The sequence below is a fragment of the Ruegeria sp. HKCCE3926 genome (assembly GCF_017872515.1).
GTDB lineage: Bacteria > Pseudomonadota > Alphaproteobacteria > Rhodobacterales > Rhodobacteraceae > Ruegeria.
Genome location: NZ_JAEDOU010000001.1, coordinates 627,607 through 646,068 on the forward strand (window position 1 = coordinate 627,607; position 18,462 = coordinate 646,068).

An 18,462-nucleotide genomic window follows, 5' to 3' on the forward strand; every position below is an offset into this window, starting at 1 on the left:
GTTCATCGTGTTGCGCCAACGCCGGTCATTGAACCGGCGTTGGCTTTTTTGTGTTCCGATCTTAGGCCGCCGGACGTTTGCTGCGTGGACGACGCCGTTTGTTTGCTGCGGGTTTTCCTTCCCCGTTGGCGGGCTTGGGTTTGAACCCCCGGCGACGGTTGTTCGGGCGGCGCGCCGGTTTTTCAGGTTGCACGGCTTCGGGCATCGCGCCACTGGCAACTGGAATCTCGATCTTCATCAGCTTTTGAATCTGGCGCAGCAGATCAACTTCTTCCGGTGAACAGAAGGCGATGGCTTCGCCCTCGCGCCCTGCGCGGGCAGTGCGCCCGATACGGTGGACGTAGTTGTCAGGCACCTCGGGCAAGTCGAAGTTGATCACGTAGGCGACGCCCGGGATGTCGATGCCCCGGGCGGCAACGTCGGTGGCGACCAGTATGTTGATTTCGCCCGCGCGAAACGCCTTGATGGCACGATCGCGCTGACCCTGGCTTTTGTTGCCGTGGATGGATGCGGCGTTGTAGCCATCGGCCACAAGCCCTTTCATCAGCCGTTCCGCGCCATGTTTGGTGCGGGTAAAGACCAGTGTCAGAGCGTCCACATCTTTTGACAGGATTTCACGCAGCTTGGCTGGTTTCCCGGGCTTGGAAACGAAGTGCAGAGACTGCGTAATCTTGTCGGCGGCTTTGCCCGGAGGCGAGACCTGCACTCGCTGCGGGTTGGTCAGGTAAGCACGGCTGAGCTCTTCCATCTGCTTCGGCATGGTGGCCGAAAACAACATGGTTTGGCGTGGGGTGCCCAGTGCCGGAGCGATTTTTCGCAGTGCATGGATAAAGCCCAGGTCAAGCATCTGGTCTGCTTCGTCCAGCACCAGATGGCGTACCGCTCCGAGGTTTACCGCGCCCCGCTCCATCAGATCTATCAGGCGGCCCGGTGTGGCGACCAGAATATCGGTGCCACGGGAAAGGAACATTATCTGCTTGTTGATCGATTGGCCGCCGACGACGGTGGCCACACGCAGCTTGGTGCCTTTCGTCAAGGTGCGGAGGCTGTCGGCGATTTGATTCACAAGTTCCCGGGTGGGCGCCAGGATCAGCGCTTTAGCGGTTTTCGGGTCGGGCTTGCCGGGTTGGGCCAGAAGGTGATCGATCAGAGGCAGGCCAAAAGCCAAGGTCTTTCCGGTGCCGGTTTGCGCCAGTCCCAGAATGTCGTGACCATTCAGAGCAAGCGGAATCGCCTGGTTCTGGATCGGGGTGGGTTGAGTGAAATTGGCACGTTTGAGTGCCTCGTTTAGTGCCGGGGCAAGGCCCAGCATATCAAAGTCGAACAAATAACTATCCTTTTGCAGCCCGGAGCGTTTGCCCGCGGACAGGTCATGAAGGGTCGCGCGTTGGCGACCGGCAGGGGTTGTGCGAGACCTCGGGACGAGCAGGCGTATCCTGCGCCATCCGGCCGTCGCGTCAAGAACCCTGCGTGATGGGGAACCGGAATGATGAGTTGGCGCTGTGGGGCGGACGAGGTCCGCTTGGGCTCACGCATCAGCGCTGTGATGTGGGGCACATGAGGGTTCCGCCATGGAATGTCAAGCGCTGGCAAGCCTTCTGGTGGTCTTCTGAGTCGAATAAGGCACTGTTCGCGGCACCAGACTGCCATTGAATTACAGTGTTAAACCAACGGCCCTGTTGATCGCCATTCCAGTATTCACGGCCTGATAGGTTGGAAATGGCATCCTCTCGGCAGTGTGAATGTCGCGTCGGATCCAGTTTTGTGCTTCCAATTGGTGAAGGGATGAGGACAACGCCCGATCTGTAATGACCGAAAGACCTGATTTGATGGCCGAGAAACGATGAGGGGTGCTTGCCAACGCCAGAACTGGCACAGTCCAGGATTTTCGCAGAAGTCTGATTTCATCCTCAGAGCGGGCGGTGGTAATTATCTTGCTGGCGATCGCGGCAGCCTCGGTCCCGCATGGCGTTAGTCGAAATTCTGGACGTAGAGGGTGCCCATGGCCGGGATTTCTTTCGATCATTCCAAGTTCAATAAGATGAGCAAGACTGGCTGCAAAGGCGGTTCGGCTTGCGTCGGTCGCTGCCAGAAGCGGGGCTTGTCGGCCCGGAACTTTGGCGTGCAGCAGCGCAAGAATTTTCAGGGACCAAGCCCGCGACGTCAGCTTGACAAGTGTATCTATGTCCATAAAGTATAGTAAATATATTTTTCAAAAAGGAAAAGCCTTATGTCGCTCGTTTCATTGAAGAACACCATCACACTTGCGATGTCCGTTCGGGATCGACATGCCAGTGCGGAATGGTACGCCGCCAAGCTGGGATTCGAGCTTATCCACCACATTGATGAAGCAGGATGGAGCGAATTGCGAACCAATGTCGACCGAGTCACTTTGGGACTGGGCGAACAGGCCGAAGCCTCTCCGGGGAATTGCGTGCCTGTCTTCGAAGTCGCGGATATCGCGGAGGCGCGTGGAAAGTTGGAACTTGCAGGCGTGGAATTTGACGGTGAAACGGACACGATTGAGGGGATGGTCAGCACGGCAACGTTTTATGATCCGGATAGGAATGCGCTGATGCTGGCGCAGGATTTGACAGGCCAGCGCTGAGAGTAAGAGGTAAAGAAAAACCCAAAACAGCGATCGCTGCGTGTTGCCTCGGCGTTGCGTAACGCATTGACTTTGCGGACTTAATCCTATATATCTTGTGACATGCTAGAAGAAGTGGGCAGCGGCCCCGGGGCGACCCGGTGGCCGTTTTTTTGCTTCTCTCGTGCGGAGAAAACTCACGCATGAGGTCACAGGCAAACATGACTTTGATTACCCCGGAAGAGCGGATTTCCCAGACGGCTGAATTGTTGCAGTCGCTTGAGAGGTCCATTCGCGATCTGCGGCAAGCGGCGGAAGAACTGCGCAAACAGATCGGAGCCGGGGAGGATGCAGATCTTGCTGGTTCAGCCAAGCAACTCGGGCAGTTAGAGGGGCTGATCCGAAGTTGTCAGAAAGTGGAGACAAGCTTTGTCGAACAACATCACAGACAAGCCGGAATTGCCCAAGGAGGGTACGCGCTCGATCTTGACCGAGCTCGGTTTGAAGTCGGGTGCAGGCTGGCTCGCCTCCGCGCCTGTTGCGGTGCAGGACAGATTTCTGAGTGAGATCGGGGAGGGAGGGCTGTGTGCCCTCCCTTTCCTGTTCGAATTCTGGGCGATGCCGCATCAGCTGCCACCCGAGGGTGACTGGCGGTCCTGGGTGATCATGGGCGGGCGCGGTGCGGGCAAGACGCGCGCCGGGGCCGAGTGGGTGCGGTCGATGGTCGAGGGGTCTTTGCCATTGGATAAGGGGCAGGCCTGTCGGGTGGCTTTGGTTGGTGAGACCTTCGATCAGGTACGCGATGTGATGATCTTTGGCGACAGCGGGATATTGCAATGTTCGCCCCCGGATCGGCGACCCACGTGGAAGGCATCTGAGCGCAAGCTGATCTGGCCCAACGGGGCCGAGGCTCAGGCGTTTTCGGCACATGATCCCGAAGGGCTGCGCGGGCCGCAGTTCGATGCGGCCTGGGTGGATGAGCTGGCCAAGTGGAAGAAAGCGGGCGATACCTGGGACATGCTGCAATTTGCGCTGCGTTTGGGCGAGAGGCCCCGGGTCTGCGTGACCACGACGCCGCGCAATGTGAAGGTGCTGAAGGATCTGCTGGCGTCGCCCTCCACGGTGCAGACCCATGCACCGACCGAGGCGAACAGAGCCAATCTGGCGGCGTCGTTTCTGGAGGAAGTGCGCGCGCGCTATGCCGGCACGCGGCTGGGGCGGCAGGAGCTGGACGGGGTGTTGCTGTCGGATGCGGACGGCGCGCTGTGGACGGGTTCGATGCTTGAGGCGGCGCGCTGCGCACAAGTGCCCGAATTGGATCGCATCGTGGTGGCGCTGGACCCGGCGGTGACGTCCGGGTCAGGCGCGGATGCCTGCGGGATCGTGGTGGTTGGCGCGCAAGTGCAAGGCCCGCCCGAGGCGTGGCGCGCCTATGTGCTGGCTGACCGGACGGTGCAGGGCGTTGGCCCGGCGGGCTGGGCGCAGGCGGCGATTGACGCGATGGATGAGTTCGGGGCCGAGCGGCTGGTGGCCGAGGTCAATCAGGGTGGGCAGTTGGTGGAAGAGGTCGTGCGGCAGGTGGACCCTCTGGTCCCGTTCCGGCCGGTGCGTGCGTCACGTGGCAAGGTCGCGCGGGCAGAGCCTGTGGCGGCCCTGTATGAGCAGGGACGGGTGTCGCATGTTGCCGGGTTGGACGCGCTGGAGGAGCAGATGTGCCAGATGACCGCGAGGGGGTTCGAAGGGCAGGGCTCACCCGACCGGGTCGATGCTCTGGTCTGGGCGTTGCATGAGTTGGTTGTGGGGCCTGCGGGGGTGTATCGGCGGCCTCGGGTGCGGAGTCTGTGAAGGCCTTGTTCTCTTGTGGCTATGATCACCCGGTAAAAGTGCAATATTCTTCTTGATATTTGCGCAGCAGGGTCAGTAGACGACGAGGCCGTTCGTCATCTTGCAATTCAGCCATGCCAAACGGGTAGTACTTTACTGGTGCATTAGGAATGGGGATGTGAGGGTTACCATGCGGAGTAGGCGTGTAGGGATCTGTAAACAAGAAAATCATGTCTGCGAATTTGACGGAACTCTCTAGTTCTACGAACCTCCAAAGTGCGCTGTCAGTGTTATGGGGGTCAGGAACCTGAGTCCGAGCCAAATCAAACGTCAGGCCGTATATGCGCGTCCCTTGCTTTCTGGTTTCTTCGATTTCAACAGTTGCGTCGCAACCTGCCACCTTGATTTGCTGTTTGACACGTATTTCTGGAAACCAGTGGTTGCCAACCTTGTTTCCTCCTGAAACCTGTCGGGTCTCGGACACCTTTTGAATCTCATGAGCGAGAGATAATCGCGCGTCTTTGGCAAGCGCCATGTTGCAATCTAAGGGCAACAGAGAAAATAGGATTGAGACCATTCTGACGTAATTTACTGTCAACGACGCAGATCCTTACATACGTTGGCGGAAGCGCGGGATAATTCGAGTATGGTCCTCGATTGACACCAATACGCCAAGTTGTAAAGGGTTTGGGGCCTGCAATCTTAAGGTGTTGAAAATGTCCTGCAAAAAAACTTATTTCTTACTTGTTGCTTTGGCGCTTCTTGGGTGTTTTGGCACGCTTTGGTACTTTGATCAGCCCGGCTTCAGCGGGAAGCACAGAATGGGAACTTCGCTGGTTACAGCATTGATAATCGCAGGTCTTACAAGGCACTATTTTGTAGGTATGCGAGACGACGACTAGCCTTGGCGGATATGCCTTTAGTGTTCTGCGCATTTCCTTGACAGATATCCACCCGTTGCCCACCCCCCGTACGCCCCATTCCCGAGGTTTAAACTTCTTTCCGTCATAACTCCTTTCAACAAGCCGGGCAGAGCGGCGGCAGAAAGGAGCACAGATGGTATTCGATTTCTTGCGTCGTGGATCGGCTGAGGCAGCGCCAGAGGCGAAGGCGAGCGCGACGGGGCCTGTGGTGGCGTGGCAGAGCGGCGGGCGCGTGGCGTGGAGCCCTCGGGACGCGGTGTCGCTGACGCGGACGGGGTTTTCGGGGAACCCGGTGGGGTTCCGCTCGGTCAAGTTGATTGCCGAGGCGGCGGCGGCACTGCCTTTGGTGCTGCAGGATCAGGCGCAGCGGTTTGATACCCATCCGATCCTGTCGCTGATGCGCCGTCCGAATGCGGCGCAGGGGCGGGCGGAGTTGATGGAGGCGCTGTTCGGGCAGTTGCTGCTGTCGGGGAACGCCTATGTCGAGGCGGTTCAGGCCGAAGAAGGGCTGCCGGTTGAGCTGCATGTGTTGCGCTCGGACCGGATGAGCGTGGTGCCGGGGGCGGATGGGTGGCCCAAGGCGTATGATTACGCGGTCGGTGGCAAGAAGCATCGGTTTGCGGCGGAAAACATCTGCCATATCAAGTCGTTCCACCCGCAGGATGATCATTATGGGTTCTCGCCAATGCAGGCGGCCGCGATGGCGATTGATGTGCATAACAGCGCGTCGCGCTGGTCGAAATCGCTGCTGGATAATGCGGCGCGGCCTTCGGGGGCGCTGGTGTGGAAAGGTGATGGCCACGGGGTGATGGCCGAGGATCAGTTCCGGCGTCTGTCGGATGAGATTGAGCAGAACTATCGCGGGGCGCGGAATGCCGGGCGACCGATGGTTCTGGAAGGGGGACTGGATTGGAAGCCGATGGGGTTCTCTCCGTCCGATATGGAGTTTCAAAAGACCAAGGAAGCCGCCGCCCGCGAGATCGCGCTGGCCTTCGGTGTCCCGCCAATGCTGCTGGGGATCCAGGGTGACGCGACCTATTCAAACTATCAGGAGGCCAACCGGGCGTTTTATCGCCTGACCGTGCTGCCCCTGGTGACGCGGGTGGCGGCGGCGGTGTCGGACTGGCTGGCGGGCTTTACCGGCGAGAAACTGGTGTTGAAGCCTGACCTGGATCAGGTGCCCGCGCTGTCGGCAGAACGCGACGCGCAATGGGCGCGGGTCAACGGGGCCGATTTTCTGACGGATGCGGAAAAGCGCGCGTTGCTGGGGCTGCCGGAGCGTGCAGATGGGTGAGGGGTATCCCTCGTTCGAGTGCGCGCCAGGTCTGCGTCTGGCCGCGCATGAACGGGTGGCCGAGATCCAGCATGCACATCTGTGTCGGCGTCTGGATCAGATCGAAGAGATGATGGAGCGGCTGGAGCGCCGGCTGTGGCTGACGGTCTATGGCGTGGCGGCGGTGATCCTGGCACAGGCGTTTCAATCCCTCTTGGTGGTCGCGCCATAAGTTCAATGGGTTACATGGAGAAGTTCATGGATTTAGAGCATAAATTCGCACGGTTCGGCGACGGTTTGTCGGTTACGGATGACGCGGCAATCGAGGGCTATGCCAGCCTGTTTGGGCAGGTCGATCAGGGCAGTGACGTGGTGCAGCGTGGCGCCTATCGCGGCTCGCTTGACAGGCTGGCCAGAGCGGGTCAGCGCGTCAAGATGCTGTGGCAGCATGATCCGGCCCAGCCCATCGGCGTGTGGGACGAAGTGCGCGAGGACGACAAGGGCCTGTGGGTCAAGGGGCGTTTGCTGGAGAGCACGCAGAAGGGCCGCGAGGCGGCAGAATTGATCCGGGCAGGTGCGATGGATGGTCTGTCGATCGGCTACCGCACCAAACGGGCCGTGAAGAATGACAAGGGCCAGCGGGTCCTGACCGAACTGGAGCTGTGGGAGGTGTCATTGGTGACCTTCCCGATGCTGCCCAGTGCGCGGGTGGCGGCGAAGGGAAGGACACCTGACGCCGAGGAAGCCCTGCGCTGTATTGCCGACGTATTCAACGATGCCCGGCAGGAGCTGGCGCGGACCTAGCGCGCCTCAAAACCACTCGGAACAGGACATGCTGATGAGCAAGACCAAAACCCCGGCCTTGACCGGAGAGGGTGCGCCCCTGGTTCAGGAGGTGAAGCGGGCGATGGCTGGCTTCGTGAATGAATTCAAGGGCCTGAAAGCCGAAGTTAATACAAAACTGCAACAGACAGAAGAGCGACTGACCATGCTGGATCGTAAATCAACAATCGCGGCACGCCCGCATCTTGCCGCTTCGATCGAAGACGGAGCCCCGCATCAGAAGGCATTTGACGCCTATGTGCGGTCCGGCGAAGATGACGGGCTGCGTGGCCTCGAGATGGAGGGCAAGTCCCTGTCAACAGCGGTCAACAGCGACGGTGGCTATCTGGTTGACCCGCAGACTGCCGAGACGATCAAGTCGGTTTTGAACTCGACCGCCTCGATCCGTTCGATTGCATCGGTCGTGAATGTCGAGGCAAATTCGTTCGACGTGCTGATCGATCACACCGATGTAGGTGCGGGCTGGGCTGACGAAAACTCGGCCACAGCGGAGACCGGAACACCGTCGATCGATCGCATCTCGATCCCGCTGCACGAGCTGAGCGCGCTGCCCAAAGCGTCGCAGCGCCTGCTGGATGACAGCGCCTTCGACGTCGAGGGCTGGCTGGCCGGGCGCATTGCCGACAAGTTTGCACGCGCCGAGGCGGCGGCATTCATCAACGGCGATGGCGTCGACAAGCCCAAGGGGTTGATGATCCACCGAGCGGTGCCGAATGATGGCTGGTCGTGGGGCAGCCTTGGCTATGTCGCGACCGGTATTGATGCGGGTATTGATGCGGATGCGATCGTCGATGTGGTTTATGCGCTGGGCGCGCAGTACCGGGTCAACGGGACCTTCGTGATGAATTCGAAGACCGCAGGTGTGATCCGCAAGCTGAAGGACAGCGATGGCCGTTTCTTGTGGTCCGATGGTTTGGCCGCAGGTGAGCCGGCGCGTCTGATGGGGTATCCGGTTCTGATCGCCGAGGACATGCCGGATTTGGCAACCGACAGTTTCTCGATAGCCTTTGGTGACTTCCAGGCTGGTTACACCATTGCCGAACGTCCTGATCTGCGCGTGCTGCGCGACCCGTTCAGCGCCAAGCCACATGTCCTGTTCTATGCGACCAAGCGCGTCGGCGGCGATGTCAGCGATTTTGCTGCGATCAAGCTGGTGAAATTCGGCACCGCTTAACGCGGGCTGAATCCGGGGGGCCCTGGCCCCTCGGACGGCGGGCGCGGGCCGGAGTGAGATCCTCTGCGTTGTCTAGCTGTTCCCCTCCGTCCGAGCAACGTGGGGCGGCGCGTGCCCGCCATTTTCCAAGGATGGGGCCCTGGAGGGGTCCGAGATTGCGGAGTGAGTGGATGATGTTGATCGAAGAGACCGCCATCGCGGATGCGGCGCTGCCGGTGCAACAATTCAAGGCGCATCTGAGGTTGGGCACGGGCTTTGCCGAGGATGATGTGCAGAATGAAGTGTTGAAGGGGTTCCTGCGGGCCGCCATCGCGGCGATCGAGGCGCGTACTGGCACGGTTCTGATCACACGGGATTTCTCGTGGAGTTTGAACAGGTGGCGCGACCCGTCGGGCGAAGTGCTGCCTGTGGCCCCGGTGGTTTCAGTGCAGGCCGTGACGCTGACTGACAAACAAGGAGCTGAAACAGTTGAGGACGCCGCGACCTATCGGCTGGAGCATGATAGTCAGCGGCCCCGGATCCGCCCATTGGGATTCAGCCTGCCTGCCATCGAAACGGGTGGTTCCATAAAGATTTCGTTTGTCGCGGGGATGGCGCAGGATTGGGTCGGGTTGCCTGCCGATCTTGGGCAAGCCGTGCTGCTGCTGGCGGCGCATTACCATGAATACCGGGATGAAACCTCATTGGGCGCTGGATGTATGCCCTTTGGTGTCACCAGCCTGATCCAGCGCTATCGCATGGTGCGTTTCGGGGCGGGGGTATCGCAATGAATACGCCGCATCCGAACCGTAAGTTGGTGCTGGAGGCGCCCATGCGAAGTGCTGATGGGGCGGGAGGCTATACCGAAACATGGGCTGCGATAGGGACACTGTGGGCCGAGGTGACGGCGCGCAGTGGGTCCGAACGGCAGATCGCCGGAGCGTCTGTGTCGCGTGTCGGGTACCGCATCGTGGTACGCGGAGCGCCCATGGGATCTTCGATGCGCCCCGCGCCAGATCAGCGGTTTCGCGAGGGAAATCGCTGTTTCGTAATCCGGGCAGTGGCCGAGCATGACCCGCGCGGCAAGTTCCTGACCTGTTTCGCAGATGAAGAGGTGGCGGCATGAGCTATGGCGTTTCCGCTGCTTTGCAGGCGGCCGTGTATCAACAGCTTTCAGCGGACGCAGCAGTCAGCAGCCAATCGGGGGGCGCGATCTATGATGCCGTACCCGCAGGAACCGTGCCGCAGACCTATGTGACGCTGGGCCCCGAAGAGGTGCGGGACGCGTCGGACCGAACAGGCGCGGGCGCGATACACCGCTTCACCGTTTCGGTGGTGTCCCAGGAGGCAGGGTTCGGTGCTGCCAAAACACTGGCCGGCGCGGTGTGTGACGCGCTGGAAAACGCGCCACTCAACCTGGGTCGCGGGCGTTTGGTGGGGCTGTGGTTCGAGCGGGCCTCGGCCCGGCGCACCGGGACCGGCAGCACCATCCGCCAGATCGACCTGAAGTTCCGCGCCCGCGTGGAAGATGACTAAGCAATCAACGGAGAGAGCACATGGCTGCCCAGAACGGAAAAGACCTGTTGGTCAAAATGGATATGAACGGTACCGGCCTGTTCCAGACCATCGCGGGGCTGCGGGCCACGCGCATAAGTTTCAATGCTGAAAGTGTGGATGTCACCAGTCTGGAAAGCCAGGGTGGATGGCGCGAGCTTTTGTCCGGGGCGGGGGTCAAATCGGCTTCGATCTCTGGCTCGGGCGTGTTCAAGGATGCTGGCACGGATGAACGCGCGCGGCAGTTGTTCTTTGATGGCGAAACTCCAGCCTTTCAGGTCATCATCCCTGATTTCGGGATTGTAGAAGGCCCGTTCCAGGTGACCAGCATCGAGTACGCGGGCTCGCACAACGGTGAGGCGACCTATGAGATGAGCATGGCCAGTGCCGGTGCTCTGACCTTCACGGCGCTTTGATCCGATGGCCAATCCGTGGACAGGCGAGGTGGCGCTGACCATCGATGGCGAGCAGCGGGTGCTCAAACTGACGCTTGGTGCTTTGGCGGAGTTGGAGCAGGAGCTGAATGCTGGGTCGCTGGTTGAACTGGTGCAACGGTTTGAGGGCGGTGCGTATTCCAGTGCGGATGTTCTGGCGCTGATCGTTGCCGGTTTGCGGGGCGGTGGCTGCCACATTGCCCGGATCGACCTTATGCATGCCGAGATCGAAGGCGGCCCCATGGCTGCCGCCAGAACCGCAGCCGAATTGTTGGCGCGCGCCTTCATGGTGCCGGAGGGCGCATGAGCGGGTTCGACTGGCCTGTCCTGATGCGGGCCGGATTTCTGGGGCTGCGACTGACGCCGGATCAATTCTGGCGTCTGACCCCGGCAGAGCTGCGGCTGATGCTTGGGCAGGGTTCCGGAGCGCCCGCAATGAACCGGGCGGGGTTGGACGCTTTGCAGGCGGCCTATCCGGACAAGACACAAGGAGAGCGTGATGACAGATCGTGACGGGTTTGATGACCTGCAAGAACGAGGCGAAGCGTTGGGCGATTCCCTCGGCGATGCTGCGACTATGGCGGCGGCGTTTGACAGCCAGATGAAGCGCATCAGCGCCGCATTTGAAGAGACCGGCAAGGATGTCGCGACGCTGGAGCGCGGCATGTCCAGCGGATTGCGCAAGGCCTTCGATGGTGTCGTTCTGGATGGGATGAGCCTTTCCGGTGCGTTGGATATCCTGAAGAACTCTTTGATCCAAACGGCTTATGCGGCTGCGATCAAGCCGGTGACGGACCACTTTGGCGGCATGCTGGCCAACACGGTCGGCGGGTTGGTGAAGGGAATTCTGCCCTTTGCCGATGGCGGAAGCTTCAGCCAGGGCCGGGTGATGCCCTTCGCCAATGGTGGTGTGGTCAGCGGCCCGACCATGTTTCCCATGCGCGGCGGCACCGGGCTGATGGGAGAAGCCGGGCCAGAGGCGATCATGCCGCTTGCGCGCGGGGCCGATGGCAAGCTGGGCGTGCGGACGCAAGGCGCCGGGCGTGCCGTGAATGTGGTGATGAACATTTCGACACCTGACGTGCAGGGGTTCCGCCGCTCTCAGGGGCAGATTGCGGCCCAGATGAGTCGCGCGCTGGGGCGCGGCAATCGCAACAGGTAAATCAGGGAGCAGCTGATGAATTTCCACGAGGTAAGATTTCCCGCCAGCCTGAGCTTTGGCTCGGTCGGGGGGCCGGAACGGCGCACGGACATCGTGACGCTGGCCAATGGATTTGAAGAGCGCAACACGCCCTGGGCCCATTCGCGCCGCCGATATGATGCGGGGTTAGGGATGCGGTCGCTGGACGATATCGAGACATTGATTTCGTTCTTCGAAGCACGACAGGGCCAGATGTTCGGCTTTCGCTGGAAAGACTGGTCGGATTTCAAATCCGGCAAGGCCACGGCGGACACCAGTTTCGGAGATCAGGTGATCGCCAAAGGCGACGGAACACGCACCGAATTCCAGTTGATCAAGACATACCAATCGGGCGGAGTAAGCTATGCGCGCCCCATCGTAAAACCGGTACTGGGGACGGTGCGTCTGGGGCTGGATCAGGATGAGGTCCGTGAGGGCGTGGATTTTGACGTTGATCTGACGACGGGCAAGGTCACGTTTGCGGACCCGCCGCTGGAAGAGGTCGATATCACCGCGGGTTTTGAATTCGACGTGCCGGTGCGTTTTGACACTGACAAAATCCAGACCAGTGTTGCCAGTTTTCAGGCCGGCGACGTACCGAACGTTCCCGTGATCGAGGTGCGCATCTGATGGCTGAAGATATCAAGGGCCTGCACGCGCATCTGCAAAGCGGGTTGACAACGGTCTGCCGCTGTTGGGCGATCAAGCGCACGGACGGTCAGGAATACGGTTTCACCGACCACGACAGGGAGCTGAGTTTTGACGGGTTGACCTTCAAGGCAAGTACCGGCCTGACGGCCGCCGCCATCGTGCAGGCCACGGGCCTGTCCATCGACAACACAGAAGCGATGGGCGCACTGTCTGACGCGGCCATTCGCGACGAGGATATCGAAGCGGGGCGTTTTGACGGGGCCGAAGTGCGCGCCTGGCTGGTCAATTGGGCAGATCTGGATCAGCGCATCCTTCAGTTCCGTGGTTCAATCGGTGAGTTGCGCCGCTCTGGCGGCGCGTTCCATGCGGAATTGCGTGGCCTGACCGACTTGCTGAACCGCCCTTTGGGGCGTGTTTACCAAAAGCCGTGCACGGCTGTGTTGGGGGATCGGGCCTGCCGGTTCAACACCGACACGCCGGGGTATTGGTTCAACGGTGTGATCTCGGGTTTCGATGGCGGCACCCTTTTGCATGTTGCAGGAGGTCAGACCATTGAAGAAGGCTGGTTCGAACGGGGGCGCGTGGACGTTTTGTCCGGTTCTGCCAAGGGGTTGTGGTCTTCGATCAAGAACGACAGGCAGGCGGCAACCGGGCGGGAAATCACCCTTTGGTCCGGTTTCGGGGCCAGCCTGGCGATTGGCGACAGCGTGAAACTGCGGGCCGGATGCGACAAGCGCATGAAAACCTGCCAGTTCAAGTTCAACAACTTTTTAAATTTTCAAGGGTTTCCAGATCTTCCAGGCGAAGACTGGGTCATGGCTGTTCCCAAGAAAAGCAAAACCAATAGCGGAGGCAGCTTACGGTGACGATACGTAGAGAGGTTATTGTGACAGAGGCGCGCAATTGGCTTGGAACGCCTTATGTGCATCAGGCCTCGGTCAAAGGTGCCGGTGCGGATTGTCTGGGCCTGTTGCGCGGCGTTTGGCGCGCCGTGATCGGGCGGGAACCTGAATCTGTTCCGGCCTACAGCATGGACTGGTCCGAACCGCAGGGCGAGGAACGGATGTGGGTGGCTGCCAGGCGGCATCTGGTCGAAAAACCAATAGGCAAGATGGCATCGGGGGATGTTCTGCTGTTTCGGATGCGCGACGCAAGCGTCGCCAAGCATCTGGGCATCGTCAGTACCACGCACCCCGAACCCCGCTTTATTCACGCGTATTCCGGCCACGGCGTGGTGGAAAACGCACTGAGCAGGCCTTGGTGCCGCCGTATCGTTTCCTGTTTCGAATTCCCGATGGAGATGCATTGATGGCCACTATTCTTCTTTCTGCAGCCGGGGCCGCGCTGGGCGGTTCGATCGGGGGCACGGTTGCGGGCCTTTCAACCGCAATTATCGGTCGGGCTGTTGGTGCGACGGTCGGGCGGATCCTTGATCAGAAGTTCTTTAACCAGTCCGTTATGGGCAGTGGCAGTGAAGTCGTCGAAACCGGTCGCATGGATCGGTTTCGGTTGACGGAAACCGGCGAAGGTGCCCCGGTGACCACCGTGTTTGGCCGTATGCGTGTGGGCGGTCAGGTCATTTGGGCTTCGGACTTTCTGGAGACCCAGGCAACGACCACAGAAGGTGGCGGCGGCGGGGGCAAGGGGAAACCCAAGACCCCTGAGGTGACTACCGTCACGTACAGTTACTCGATTTCACTGGCGATTGCGGTTGGCGCCGGTGAGATCGCCGATGTCGCGCGCATTTGGGCGGATGGAGAAGAACAAGATCGATCCAGCCTCAATATGCGGGTTTACCATGGCACGTGGGATCAGTTGCCGGACCCGCTGATCGAGGCGATTGAAGGCGCCGGAACGGTTCCGGCTTATCGCGGAACCGCCTATGTCGTGATCGAGGACTTCCCGCTCGGCGCTTTTGGCAATCGGGTGCCGCAGTTTTCATTTGAAGTTGTGCGCCCCACGCAGCGGGACATGCCCGATCACGACAGTGCATTGCCTCAGATCGTGCGCGGGGTTGCCATGATACCGGGGACCGGGGAATACGCTCTGGCCAGCTCTCAGGTGAATTATTCACAATCTGGCAAGAGCTGGCCTGCCAACGCACATTCCGCGTCCGGCACCTCGGATCTTGTCTCCTCGACCCGAGCGCTGGAAAGCGAGTTGCCCAATTGCGATGCCGCATCTTTGGTGGTGTCGTGGTTCGGCGATGACCTGAGATGCGGACACTGCAAGATCCGGCCAAAGATCGAACAGCGTGAGATCGACAGCAGCGACATGCCCTGGATCGTATCTGATCAGGCCCGAAGCGACGCCGGGCTTGTGGTGCGACAGAACGGCCGCCCGGTCTATGGGGGGACACCGGCCGATGTGGCCGTGGTCGAGGCGATCCGCCATCTGAACCAATCCGGCAAGCGGGTAATGTTCTACCCCTTTATCCTGATGGAGCAATTGCCGGGGAACGGGCTGCCTGATCCCTGGTCGGATGCGTCAAGTCAGCCTCACCTGCCATGGCGTGGGCGGATCACCCTGGATGTGGCGCCGGGGCGTCCCGGTTCCGCGGACCAGACGGCATCGGCCGATGCACAGGTCGCCGCGTTCTTCGGAACAGCACGTGCGCAGGATTTTGCGATCAACCAGGATACGAACGGATCGGGCGGCACCGGCGGTGGCTCGGGTGGTCTGGTCAGGCCCAGACCGGGTGGTCGACCTGACGACAGAGGGGATACCGGTTTAACTTGGGTCTCCGGGGGCGGTACCTTTGGCGGGCTGCTGGGGGACAGCGGCGTCACGGCCAAAGAAATCATCAAATATTCCGGCCCTCAGGAATGGAGCCTGCGGCGTTTCATTCTGCACTATGCCATGCTGTGCAAGGCTGCCGGCGGCGTTTCGTCATTCTGCATCTCGTCGGAGATGCGTGGCCTGACCCAGATCAGGGGGGCTTCGGGCTTTCCGGCCGTTGCGCAGCTTCGCGCCTTGGCGGCCGAGGTGCGTCAGATTCTGGGGCCGGACACGAAAATCGGCTATGCAGCGGATTGGAGCGAGTATTTCGGATACCAGCCAAAGGGCACCAGCGACAGGTATTTTCACCTCGACCCTCTTTGGGCGGACGACAACATCGATTTCATCGGCATCGACAACTACATGCCGTTGTCCGATTGGCGTGACGGTGAACACCATCTGGACGCCGAGGCCGGCGCGCCTTCGATTTACGACCTGGGGTACCTTCGCAGCAATATCGAAGGCGGTGAAGGGTATGACTGGTACTACGCCTCTCCGGAAGAGGCGGAAGCGCAGATCAGGACTCCGATCGAAGATCAGGGGCATGACGAGCCGTGGATCTGGAGATACAAGGACCTGCGCAACTGGTGGTCGAATCCGCATCACGAACGGATCGGAGGTGTGCGTCAATCCAATCCGACCGATTGGGTGCCCGCATCGAAACCGATCTGGTTCACCGAGTTGGGGTGTGCGGCAATCGACAAGGGCACGAACCAGCCGAACAAATTCCTGGACCCGAAGTCATCGGAATCGCTGTTGCCCGCGTATTCAAACGGGCTGCGCGACGACTTCATTCAGGTTCAGTATCTGACGGCGATGCTTGGCTATTGGAGCGATCCGAAGGTCAATCCGATCTCGGACATCTACGGCGCGCCGATGCTGGACATGGCAAACGTGTATGTCTGGGCATGGGATACCCGTCCGTTTCCGACCTTTCCGAACCTGAAAAGCCAGTGGGACGATGGCGAGAACTATCCCAGAGGGCACTGGCTGAACGGTCGGTCCGGGTCTCGTACGTTGGCCTCCGTGGTGACCGAAATCTGCCACGGTGCAGGTGTCACGGATATAGACGTCTCTGGTCTGTACGGTGTGGTTCGCGGGTATGTCATCGAAGACGTGACGAACGCCCGTTCCGCCTTGCAGCCGCTGATGCTGCGCTATGGGTTTGATGCGATCGAAAGGGATGGAGTGTTGAAGTTCCAGATGCGCGACGGGTACGGCGCAGTTGCCTTGAACCCCGACCATCTGGCGATCAGCAGCGATCTTGAGGGCACGGTCGAACACCGGCGCGAGGCCGAGGCCGAAATGACCGGGCGCGTTCGTCTGCGCTTTGTTCAGTCGGACGCGGATCATGACGTCGTCGCGGAGGAGGCGGTTTTGCCCGATGATCGCACCCATTCCGTATCGGTGAATGAGATGCCTCTGTCCATGACCCGCACCGAAGGGCGGCAAACGGCCGAACGCTGGTTGAGCGAAGCCAGAGTTTCCCGCGATACGGTTCGGTTTGCGCTTCCGCCGTCTCAAATGCACCTGGGGGCAGGGGATCTGGTTCGTTTGACAGACGCTGAAACCGGGCCGGTGTACCGGATCGACCGGTTGGAATCCGCTGACCTGCAACTGGTTGAAGCGGTCCGGATCGAACAGGGCGTGTACAAGGCGTCCGAATTGAATGACGACCCGGCAACGGTCAAACCATATGCGGCGCCGGTCCCCGTGCTGCCGGTTTTTCTGGATCTGCCCTTGATCACGGGCGCCGAGGCCCCTCATGCGCCCTATCTGGCCGTTACCGGGGATCCATGGCCCGGGGCGGCAACGGTCTATTCCTCGTCCAGTGATGATGGCTATCGCCTGAGCGACGTCATTGCTCAGTGGGCAGTGGTCGGCGTGACCGAAACACCGCTGAGGCGCGCCAGTGTCGGTGTCTGGGATGAGGGCCCTGCCTTGAAGGTCAAACTGCTTACGGGTCAGTTGGAATCCCGTCCGCGCAGCTCGGTGATGAATGGCGTCAATCTGGCTGCAATCGGTGACGGAACACCGGGTAACTGGGAGGTTTTTCAGTTCGCTGACGCGGCGCTCGAGGCCCCGGATGTATACGCGTTGTCCGGGCGGCTCAGGGGTCAACTGGGAACAGACGCTTTGATGCCTGATGTCTGGCCGGATGGATCAGTATTCGTGCTGCTGAATGACAGGGTGCAACAGATCAGCCTGCTGCGAAACGAAAGGCGTCTTGCCAAACACTATCGCATTGGGCCTGCGACCCGCGGCTATGATGATCCGTCCTATCAACACCTGATTGCCTCGTTTGCAGGCAACGGATTGCGCCCCTATGCGCCTGTGCACATGCGGGTTCGGTCTGGTACCGCCGGGGATGAGCTTACGTGGATCCGACGTGCCCGAACGGATGCGGATGACTGGTCGGGGCTGGAGATTCCCTTGGGCGAAGAAAGCGAATCCTACCTGGTCCGTGTCATTGCGAGTGGAACCGTTCTGCGCGAAGAACTGACATCCGAACCAAGGTGGACCTATTCGACGGCCATGAAAGCGGCGGATGGTCTGTCCGGGGGCTATGAGGTCGAAGTGGCCCAGGTATCTGCTGTATTCGGACCGGGTGCCTGGTCGCGTCTTGCGGTTGGGCACGCTGCCTGATGCGGCCGGTTCTGCATGGGGATGTCAGTGCTGCGGCGCGCGCCTTGCTGGCCGTGCCGCAGCCGGACAGGGGGGATTTGTGTGTGCGGATGATCCACGAGGCGGAATTGGCCGACAGGCATTTGGAGCGCACGGGCAAGCTCCACCCGGTTTACGGCAATGGTTCTCTCATGGCCGTTGCGCGAAACAGGGCCCTGGCCGATGAACCCGGGTTTGACGATCTGCAATATTGCCAGTGTTTTGAGATGGTTCTGCACCAGCTTGCCAGATTTCAGGCTAGCCGGACGCGCAGCTGACGCATTTGCTGGCGGCCAGATCCAGATTCAGACGCCCATCCGGAATGCGCTCGCCGCAGTCTTCGCAATATCCGAACTCGCCGTCGTCAAGCCGGTCCAACGCTGCCAGAAGCCGGCGTGTTTCCACATCGCGATTGGCCTGCTGTGCCTTGGCCATGGCCTGATTTTGCAGCGCATCCATGCGGCTCAGCCGTCCAACGGCCTGTTGATCCAGTTCGACAACGGCCTGAGCCTGCTGCCCCGACGCTGACATCTGCTGCAATTCCACCAATCGCTCGCGAATTCGTGTTTCGAAATGGGTGCGCTCTGACTCATTCATT

The 18,462-nt window shown here is 60.3% G+C and carries 22 protein-coding genes; 18 read left to right on the top strand and 4 right to left on the bottom strand.

Annotated elements, in window-relative coordinates:
* Window positions 1–61 precede the first annotated feature (61 nt).
* Entirely contained in the window at window positions 62–1,327 is a 1,266-nt protein-coding gene (locus tag I9184_RS03180; protein ID WP_209832756.1) for a DEAD/DEAH box helicase, read from the bottom strand.
* Between the two features lie 327 nt (window positions 1,328–1,654).
* Window positions 1,655–2,191, bottom strand: a complete 537-nt coding sequence (locus tag I9184_RS03185) for a winged helix-turn-helix transcriptional regulator (protein ID WP_171631658.1) — start codon at window positions 2,189–2,191, stop codon at window positions 1,655–1,657.
* 39 nt (window positions 2,192–2,230) lie between these two features.
* On the opposite strand from I9184_RS03185, the gene I9184_RS03190 reads away from it, so the two are divergent.
* Window positions 2,231–2,608, top strand: coding sequence for a VOC family protein (locus I9184_RS03190; RefSeq protein ID WP_171631662.1), 378 nt, complete (start codon window positions 2,231–2,233; stop codon window positions 2,606–2,608).
* Between the two features lie 597 nt (window positions 2,609–3,205).
* A complete protein-coding gene (locus I9184_RS03195; RefSeq protein ID WP_245218020.1) occupies window positions 3,206–4,432 on the top strand; it encodes a terminase family protein in 1,227 nt (408 codons plus the stop codon).
* Window positions 4,433–4,457: 25 nt separating this feature from the next.
* On the opposite strand, the gene I9184_RS03200 is transcribed toward I9184_RS03195, so the two are convergent.
* Window positions 4,458–4,946, bottom strand: a complete 489-nt coding sequence (locus I9184_RS03200) for a hypothetical protein (RefSeq protein WP_171631665.1) — start codon at window positions 4,944–4,946, stop codon at window positions 4,458–4,460.
* 521 nt (window positions 4,947–5,467) lie between these two features.
* On the opposite strand from I9184_RS03200, the gene I9184_RS03205 reads away from it, so the two are divergent.
* From I9184_RS03205 to I9184_RS03285, 16 genes are all read left to right on the top strand, one after another.
* Entirely contained in the window at window positions 5,468–6,628 is a 1,161-nt protein-coding gene (locus I9184_RS03205; protein WP_209832758.1) for a phage portal protein, read from the top strand.
* Window positions 6,621–6,839 (top strand): hypothetical protein, encoded by a 219-nt coding sequence (locus I9184_RS03210; RefSeq protein WP_152458319.1) that lies wholly within the window; start codon window positions 6,621–6,623, stop codon window positions 6,837–6,839. Before I9184_RS03205 ends, I9184_RS03210 begins: the two co-directional genes overlap by 8 nt.
* 26 nt (window positions 6,840–6,865) lie before the next feature.
* The gene (locus I9184_RS03215; protein ID WP_209832759.1) at window positions 6,866–7,411 is read left to right on the top strand and encodes an HK97 family phage prohead protease; all 546 of its coding nucleotides are present in this window, start codon (window positions 6,866–6,868) and stop codon (window positions 7,409–7,411) included.
* A 34-nt stretch (window positions 7,412–7,445) separates the two neighbouring features.
* Complete coding sequence (locus I9184_RS03220; protein ID WP_209832761.1) at window positions 7,446–8,624, top strand: phage major capsid protein; 1,179 nt, start codon at window positions 7,446–7,448, stop codon at window positions 8,622–8,624.
* A gap of 170 nt (window positions 8,625–8,794) precedes the next feature.
* Window positions 8,795–9,394: a hypothetical protein gene (locus I9184_RS03225; RefSeq protein WP_209832763.1), complete on the top strand. Its 600-nt coding sequence runs from the start codon at window positions 8,795–8,797 to the stop codon at window positions 9,392–9,394.
* Entirely contained in the window at window positions 9,391–9,729 is a 339-nt protein-coding gene (locus tag I9184_RS03230) for a phage head closure protein (RefSeq protein WP_209832765.1), read from the top strand. Before I9184_RS03225 ends, I9184_RS03230 begins: the two co-directional genes overlap by 4 nt.
* Window positions 9,726–10,139: a DUF3168 domain-containing protein gene (locus I9184_RS03235; RefSeq protein WP_209832767.1), complete on the top strand. Its 414-nt coding sequence runs from the start codon at window positions 9,726–9,728 to the stop codon at window positions 10,137–10,139. Before I9184_RS03230 ends, I9184_RS03235 begins: the two co-directional genes overlap by 4 nt.
* Window positions 10,140–10,159: 20 nt before the next feature.
* Window positions 10,160–10,573 (top strand): phage major tail protein, TP901-1 family, encoded by a 414-nt coding sequence (locus I9184_RS03240; RefSeq protein ID WP_170343937.1) that lies wholly within the window; start codon window positions 10,160–10,162, stop codon window positions 10,571–10,573.
* Between the two features lie 4 nt (window positions 10,574–10,577).
* Complete coding sequence (locus I9184_RS03245) at window positions 10,578–10,898, top strand: gene transfer agent family protein (protein ID WP_209832768.1); 321 nt, start codon at window positions 10,578–10,580, stop codon at window positions 10,896–10,898.
* Window positions 10,895–11,104 (top strand): rcc01693 family protein, encoded by a 210-nt coding sequence (locus I9184_RS03250; protein ID WP_209832770.1) that lies wholly within the window; start codon window positions 10,895–10,897, stop codon window positions 11,102–11,104. The genes I9184_RS03245 and I9184_RS03250 overlap by 4 nt, the downstream gene beginning before the upstream one ends.
* Window positions 11,091–11,753 (top strand): phage tail tape measure protein, encoded by a 663-nt coding sequence (locus I9184_RS03255; protein WP_171723063.1) that lies wholly within the window; start codon window positions 11,091–11,093, stop codon window positions 11,751–11,753. Before I9184_RS03250 ends, I9184_RS03255 begins: the two co-directional genes overlap by 14 nt.
* Window positions 11,754–11,768: 15 nt before the next feature.
* A complete protein-coding gene (locus I9184_RS03260) occupies window positions 11,769–12,401 on the top strand; it encodes a DUF2460 domain-containing protein (RefSeq protein ID WP_209832772.1) in 633 nt (210 codons plus the stop codon).
* A complete protein-coding gene (locus I9184_RS03265) occupies window positions 12,401–13,288 on the top strand; it encodes a DUF2163 domain-containing protein (protein ID WP_209832774.1) in 888 nt (295 codons plus the stop codon). The genes I9184_RS03260 and I9184_RS03265 overlap by 1 nt, the downstream gene beginning before the upstream one ends.
* Window positions 13,285–13,731, top strand: a complete 447-nt coding sequence (locus I9184_RS03270; RefSeq protein WP_171631691.1) for an NlpC/P60 family protein — start codon at window positions 13,285–13,287, stop codon at window positions 13,729–13,731. The genes I9184_RS03265 and I9184_RS03270 overlap by 4 nt, the downstream gene beginning before the upstream one ends.
* Window positions 13,731–17,846 (top strand): glycoside hydrolase/phage tail family protein, encoded by a 4,116-nt coding sequence (locus I9184_RS20855; RefSeq protein ID WP_245217964.1) that lies wholly within the window; start codon window positions 13,731–13,733, stop codon window positions 17,844–17,846. The genes I9184_RS03270 and I9184_RS20855 overlap by 1 nt, the downstream gene beginning before the upstream one ends.
* Window positions 17,846–18,142, top strand: a complete 297-nt coding sequence (locus I9184_RS03285; protein WP_209832776.1) for a hypothetical protein — start codon at window positions 17,846–17,848, stop codon at window positions 18,140–18,142. The genes I9184_RS20855 and I9184_RS03285 overlap by 1 nt, the downstream gene beginning before the upstream one ends.
* On the opposite strand, the gene I9184_RS03290 is transcribed toward I9184_RS03285, so the two are convergent.
* A complete protein-coding gene (locus I9184_RS03290) occupies window positions 18,123–18,461 on the bottom strand; it encodes a TraR/DksA C4-type zinc finger protein (RefSeq protein WP_209832778.1) in 339 nt (112 codons plus the stop codon). The genes I9184_RS03285 and I9184_RS03290 overlap by 20 nt on opposite strands.
* Window position 18,462 lies beyond the last annotated feature (1 nt).

What these genes read in the sequence shown, in the direction of transcription:
- I9184_RS03260 (WP_209832772.1), top strand. Translation starts at nt 11,769, where the DNA reads ATGAATTTCCACGAGGTAAGATTTCCCGCCAGCCTGAGCTTTGGCTCG.
- I9184_RS03245 (WP_209832768.1), top strand. Translation starts at nt 10,578, where the DNA reads ATGGCCAATCCGTGGACAGGCGAGGTGGCGCTGACCATCGATGGCGAG.
- I9184_RS03285 (WP_209832776.1), top strand. Translation starts at nt 17,846, where the DNA reads ATGCGGCCGGTTCTGCATGGGGATGTCAGTGCTGCGGCGCGCGCCTTG.
- I9184_RS03195 (WP_245218020.1), top strand. Translation starts at nt 3,206, where the DNA reads ATGCCGCATCAGCTGCCACCCGAGGGTGACTGGCGGTCCTGGGTGATC.
- I9184_RS03235 (WP_209832767.1), top strand. Translation starts at nt 9,726, where the DNA reads ATGAGCTATGGCGTTTCCGCTGCTTTGCAGGCGGCCGTGTATCAACAG.
- I9184_RS03200 (WP_171631665.1), bottom strand. Translation starts at nt 4,946, where the DNA reads ATGGCGCTTGCCAAAGACGCGCGATTATCTCTCGCTCATGAGATTCAA.
- I9184_RS03255 (WP_171723063.1), top strand. Translation starts at nt 11,091, where the DNA reads ATGACAGATCGTGACGGGTTTGATGACCTGCAAGAACGAGGCGAAGCG.
- I9184_RS03240 (WP_170343937.1), top strand. Translation starts at nt 10,160, where the DNA reads ATGGCTGCCCAGAACGGAAAAGACCTGTTGGTCAAAATGGATATGAAC.
- I9184_RS03205 (WP_209832758.1), top strand. Translation starts at nt 5,468, where the DNA reads ATGGTATTCGATTTCTTGCGTCGTGGATCGGCTGAGGCAGCGCCAGAG.
- I9184_RS03220 (WP_209832761.1), top strand. Translation starts at nt 7,446, where the DNA reads ATGAGCAAGACCAAAACCCCGGCCTTGACCGGAGAGGGTGCGCCCCTG.
- I9184_RS03210 (WP_152458319.1), top strand. Translation starts at nt 6,621, where the DNA reads ATGGGTGAGGGGTATCCCTCGTTCGAGTGCGCGCCAGGTCTGCGTCTG.
- I9184_RS03265 (WP_209832774.1), top strand. Translation starts at nt 12,401, where the DNA reads ATGGCTGAAGATATCAAGGGCCTGCACGCGCATCTGCAAAGCGGGTTG.
- I9184_RS03250 (WP_209832770.1), top strand. Translation starts at nt 10,895, where the DNA reads ATGAGCGGGTTCGACTGGCCTGTCCTGATGCGGGCCGGATTTCTGGGG.
- I9184_RS03290 (WP_209832778.1), bottom strand. Translation starts at nt 18,461, where the DNA reads ATGAATGAGTCAGAGCGCACCCATTTCGAAACACGAATTCGCGAGCGA.
- I9184_RS03215 (WP_209832759.1), top strand. Translation starts at nt 6,866, where the DNA reads ATGGATTTAGAGCATAAATTCGCACGGTTCGGCGACGGTTTGTCGGTT.
- I9184_RS20855 (WP_245217964.1), top strand. Translation starts at nt 13,731, where the DNA reads ATGGCCACTATTCTTCTTTCTGCAGCCGGGGCCGCGCTGGGCGGTTCG.
- I9184_RS03185 (WP_171631658.1), bottom strand. Translation starts at nt 2,191, where the DNA reads ATGGACATAGATACACTTGTCAAGCTGACGTCGCGGGCTTGGTCCCTG.
- I9184_RS03190 (WP_171631662.1), top strand. Translation starts at nt 2,231, where the DNA reads ATGTCGCTCGTTTCATTGAAGAACACCATCACACTTGCGATGTCCGTT.
- I9184_RS03230 (WP_209832765.1), top strand. Translation starts at nt 9,391, where the DNA reads ATGAATACGCCGCATCCGAACCGTAAGTTGGTGCTGGAGGCGCCCATG.
- I9184_RS03225 (WP_209832763.1), top strand. Translation starts at nt 8,795, where the DNA reads ATGATGTTGATCGAAGAGACCGCCATCGCGGATGCGGCGCTGCCGGTG.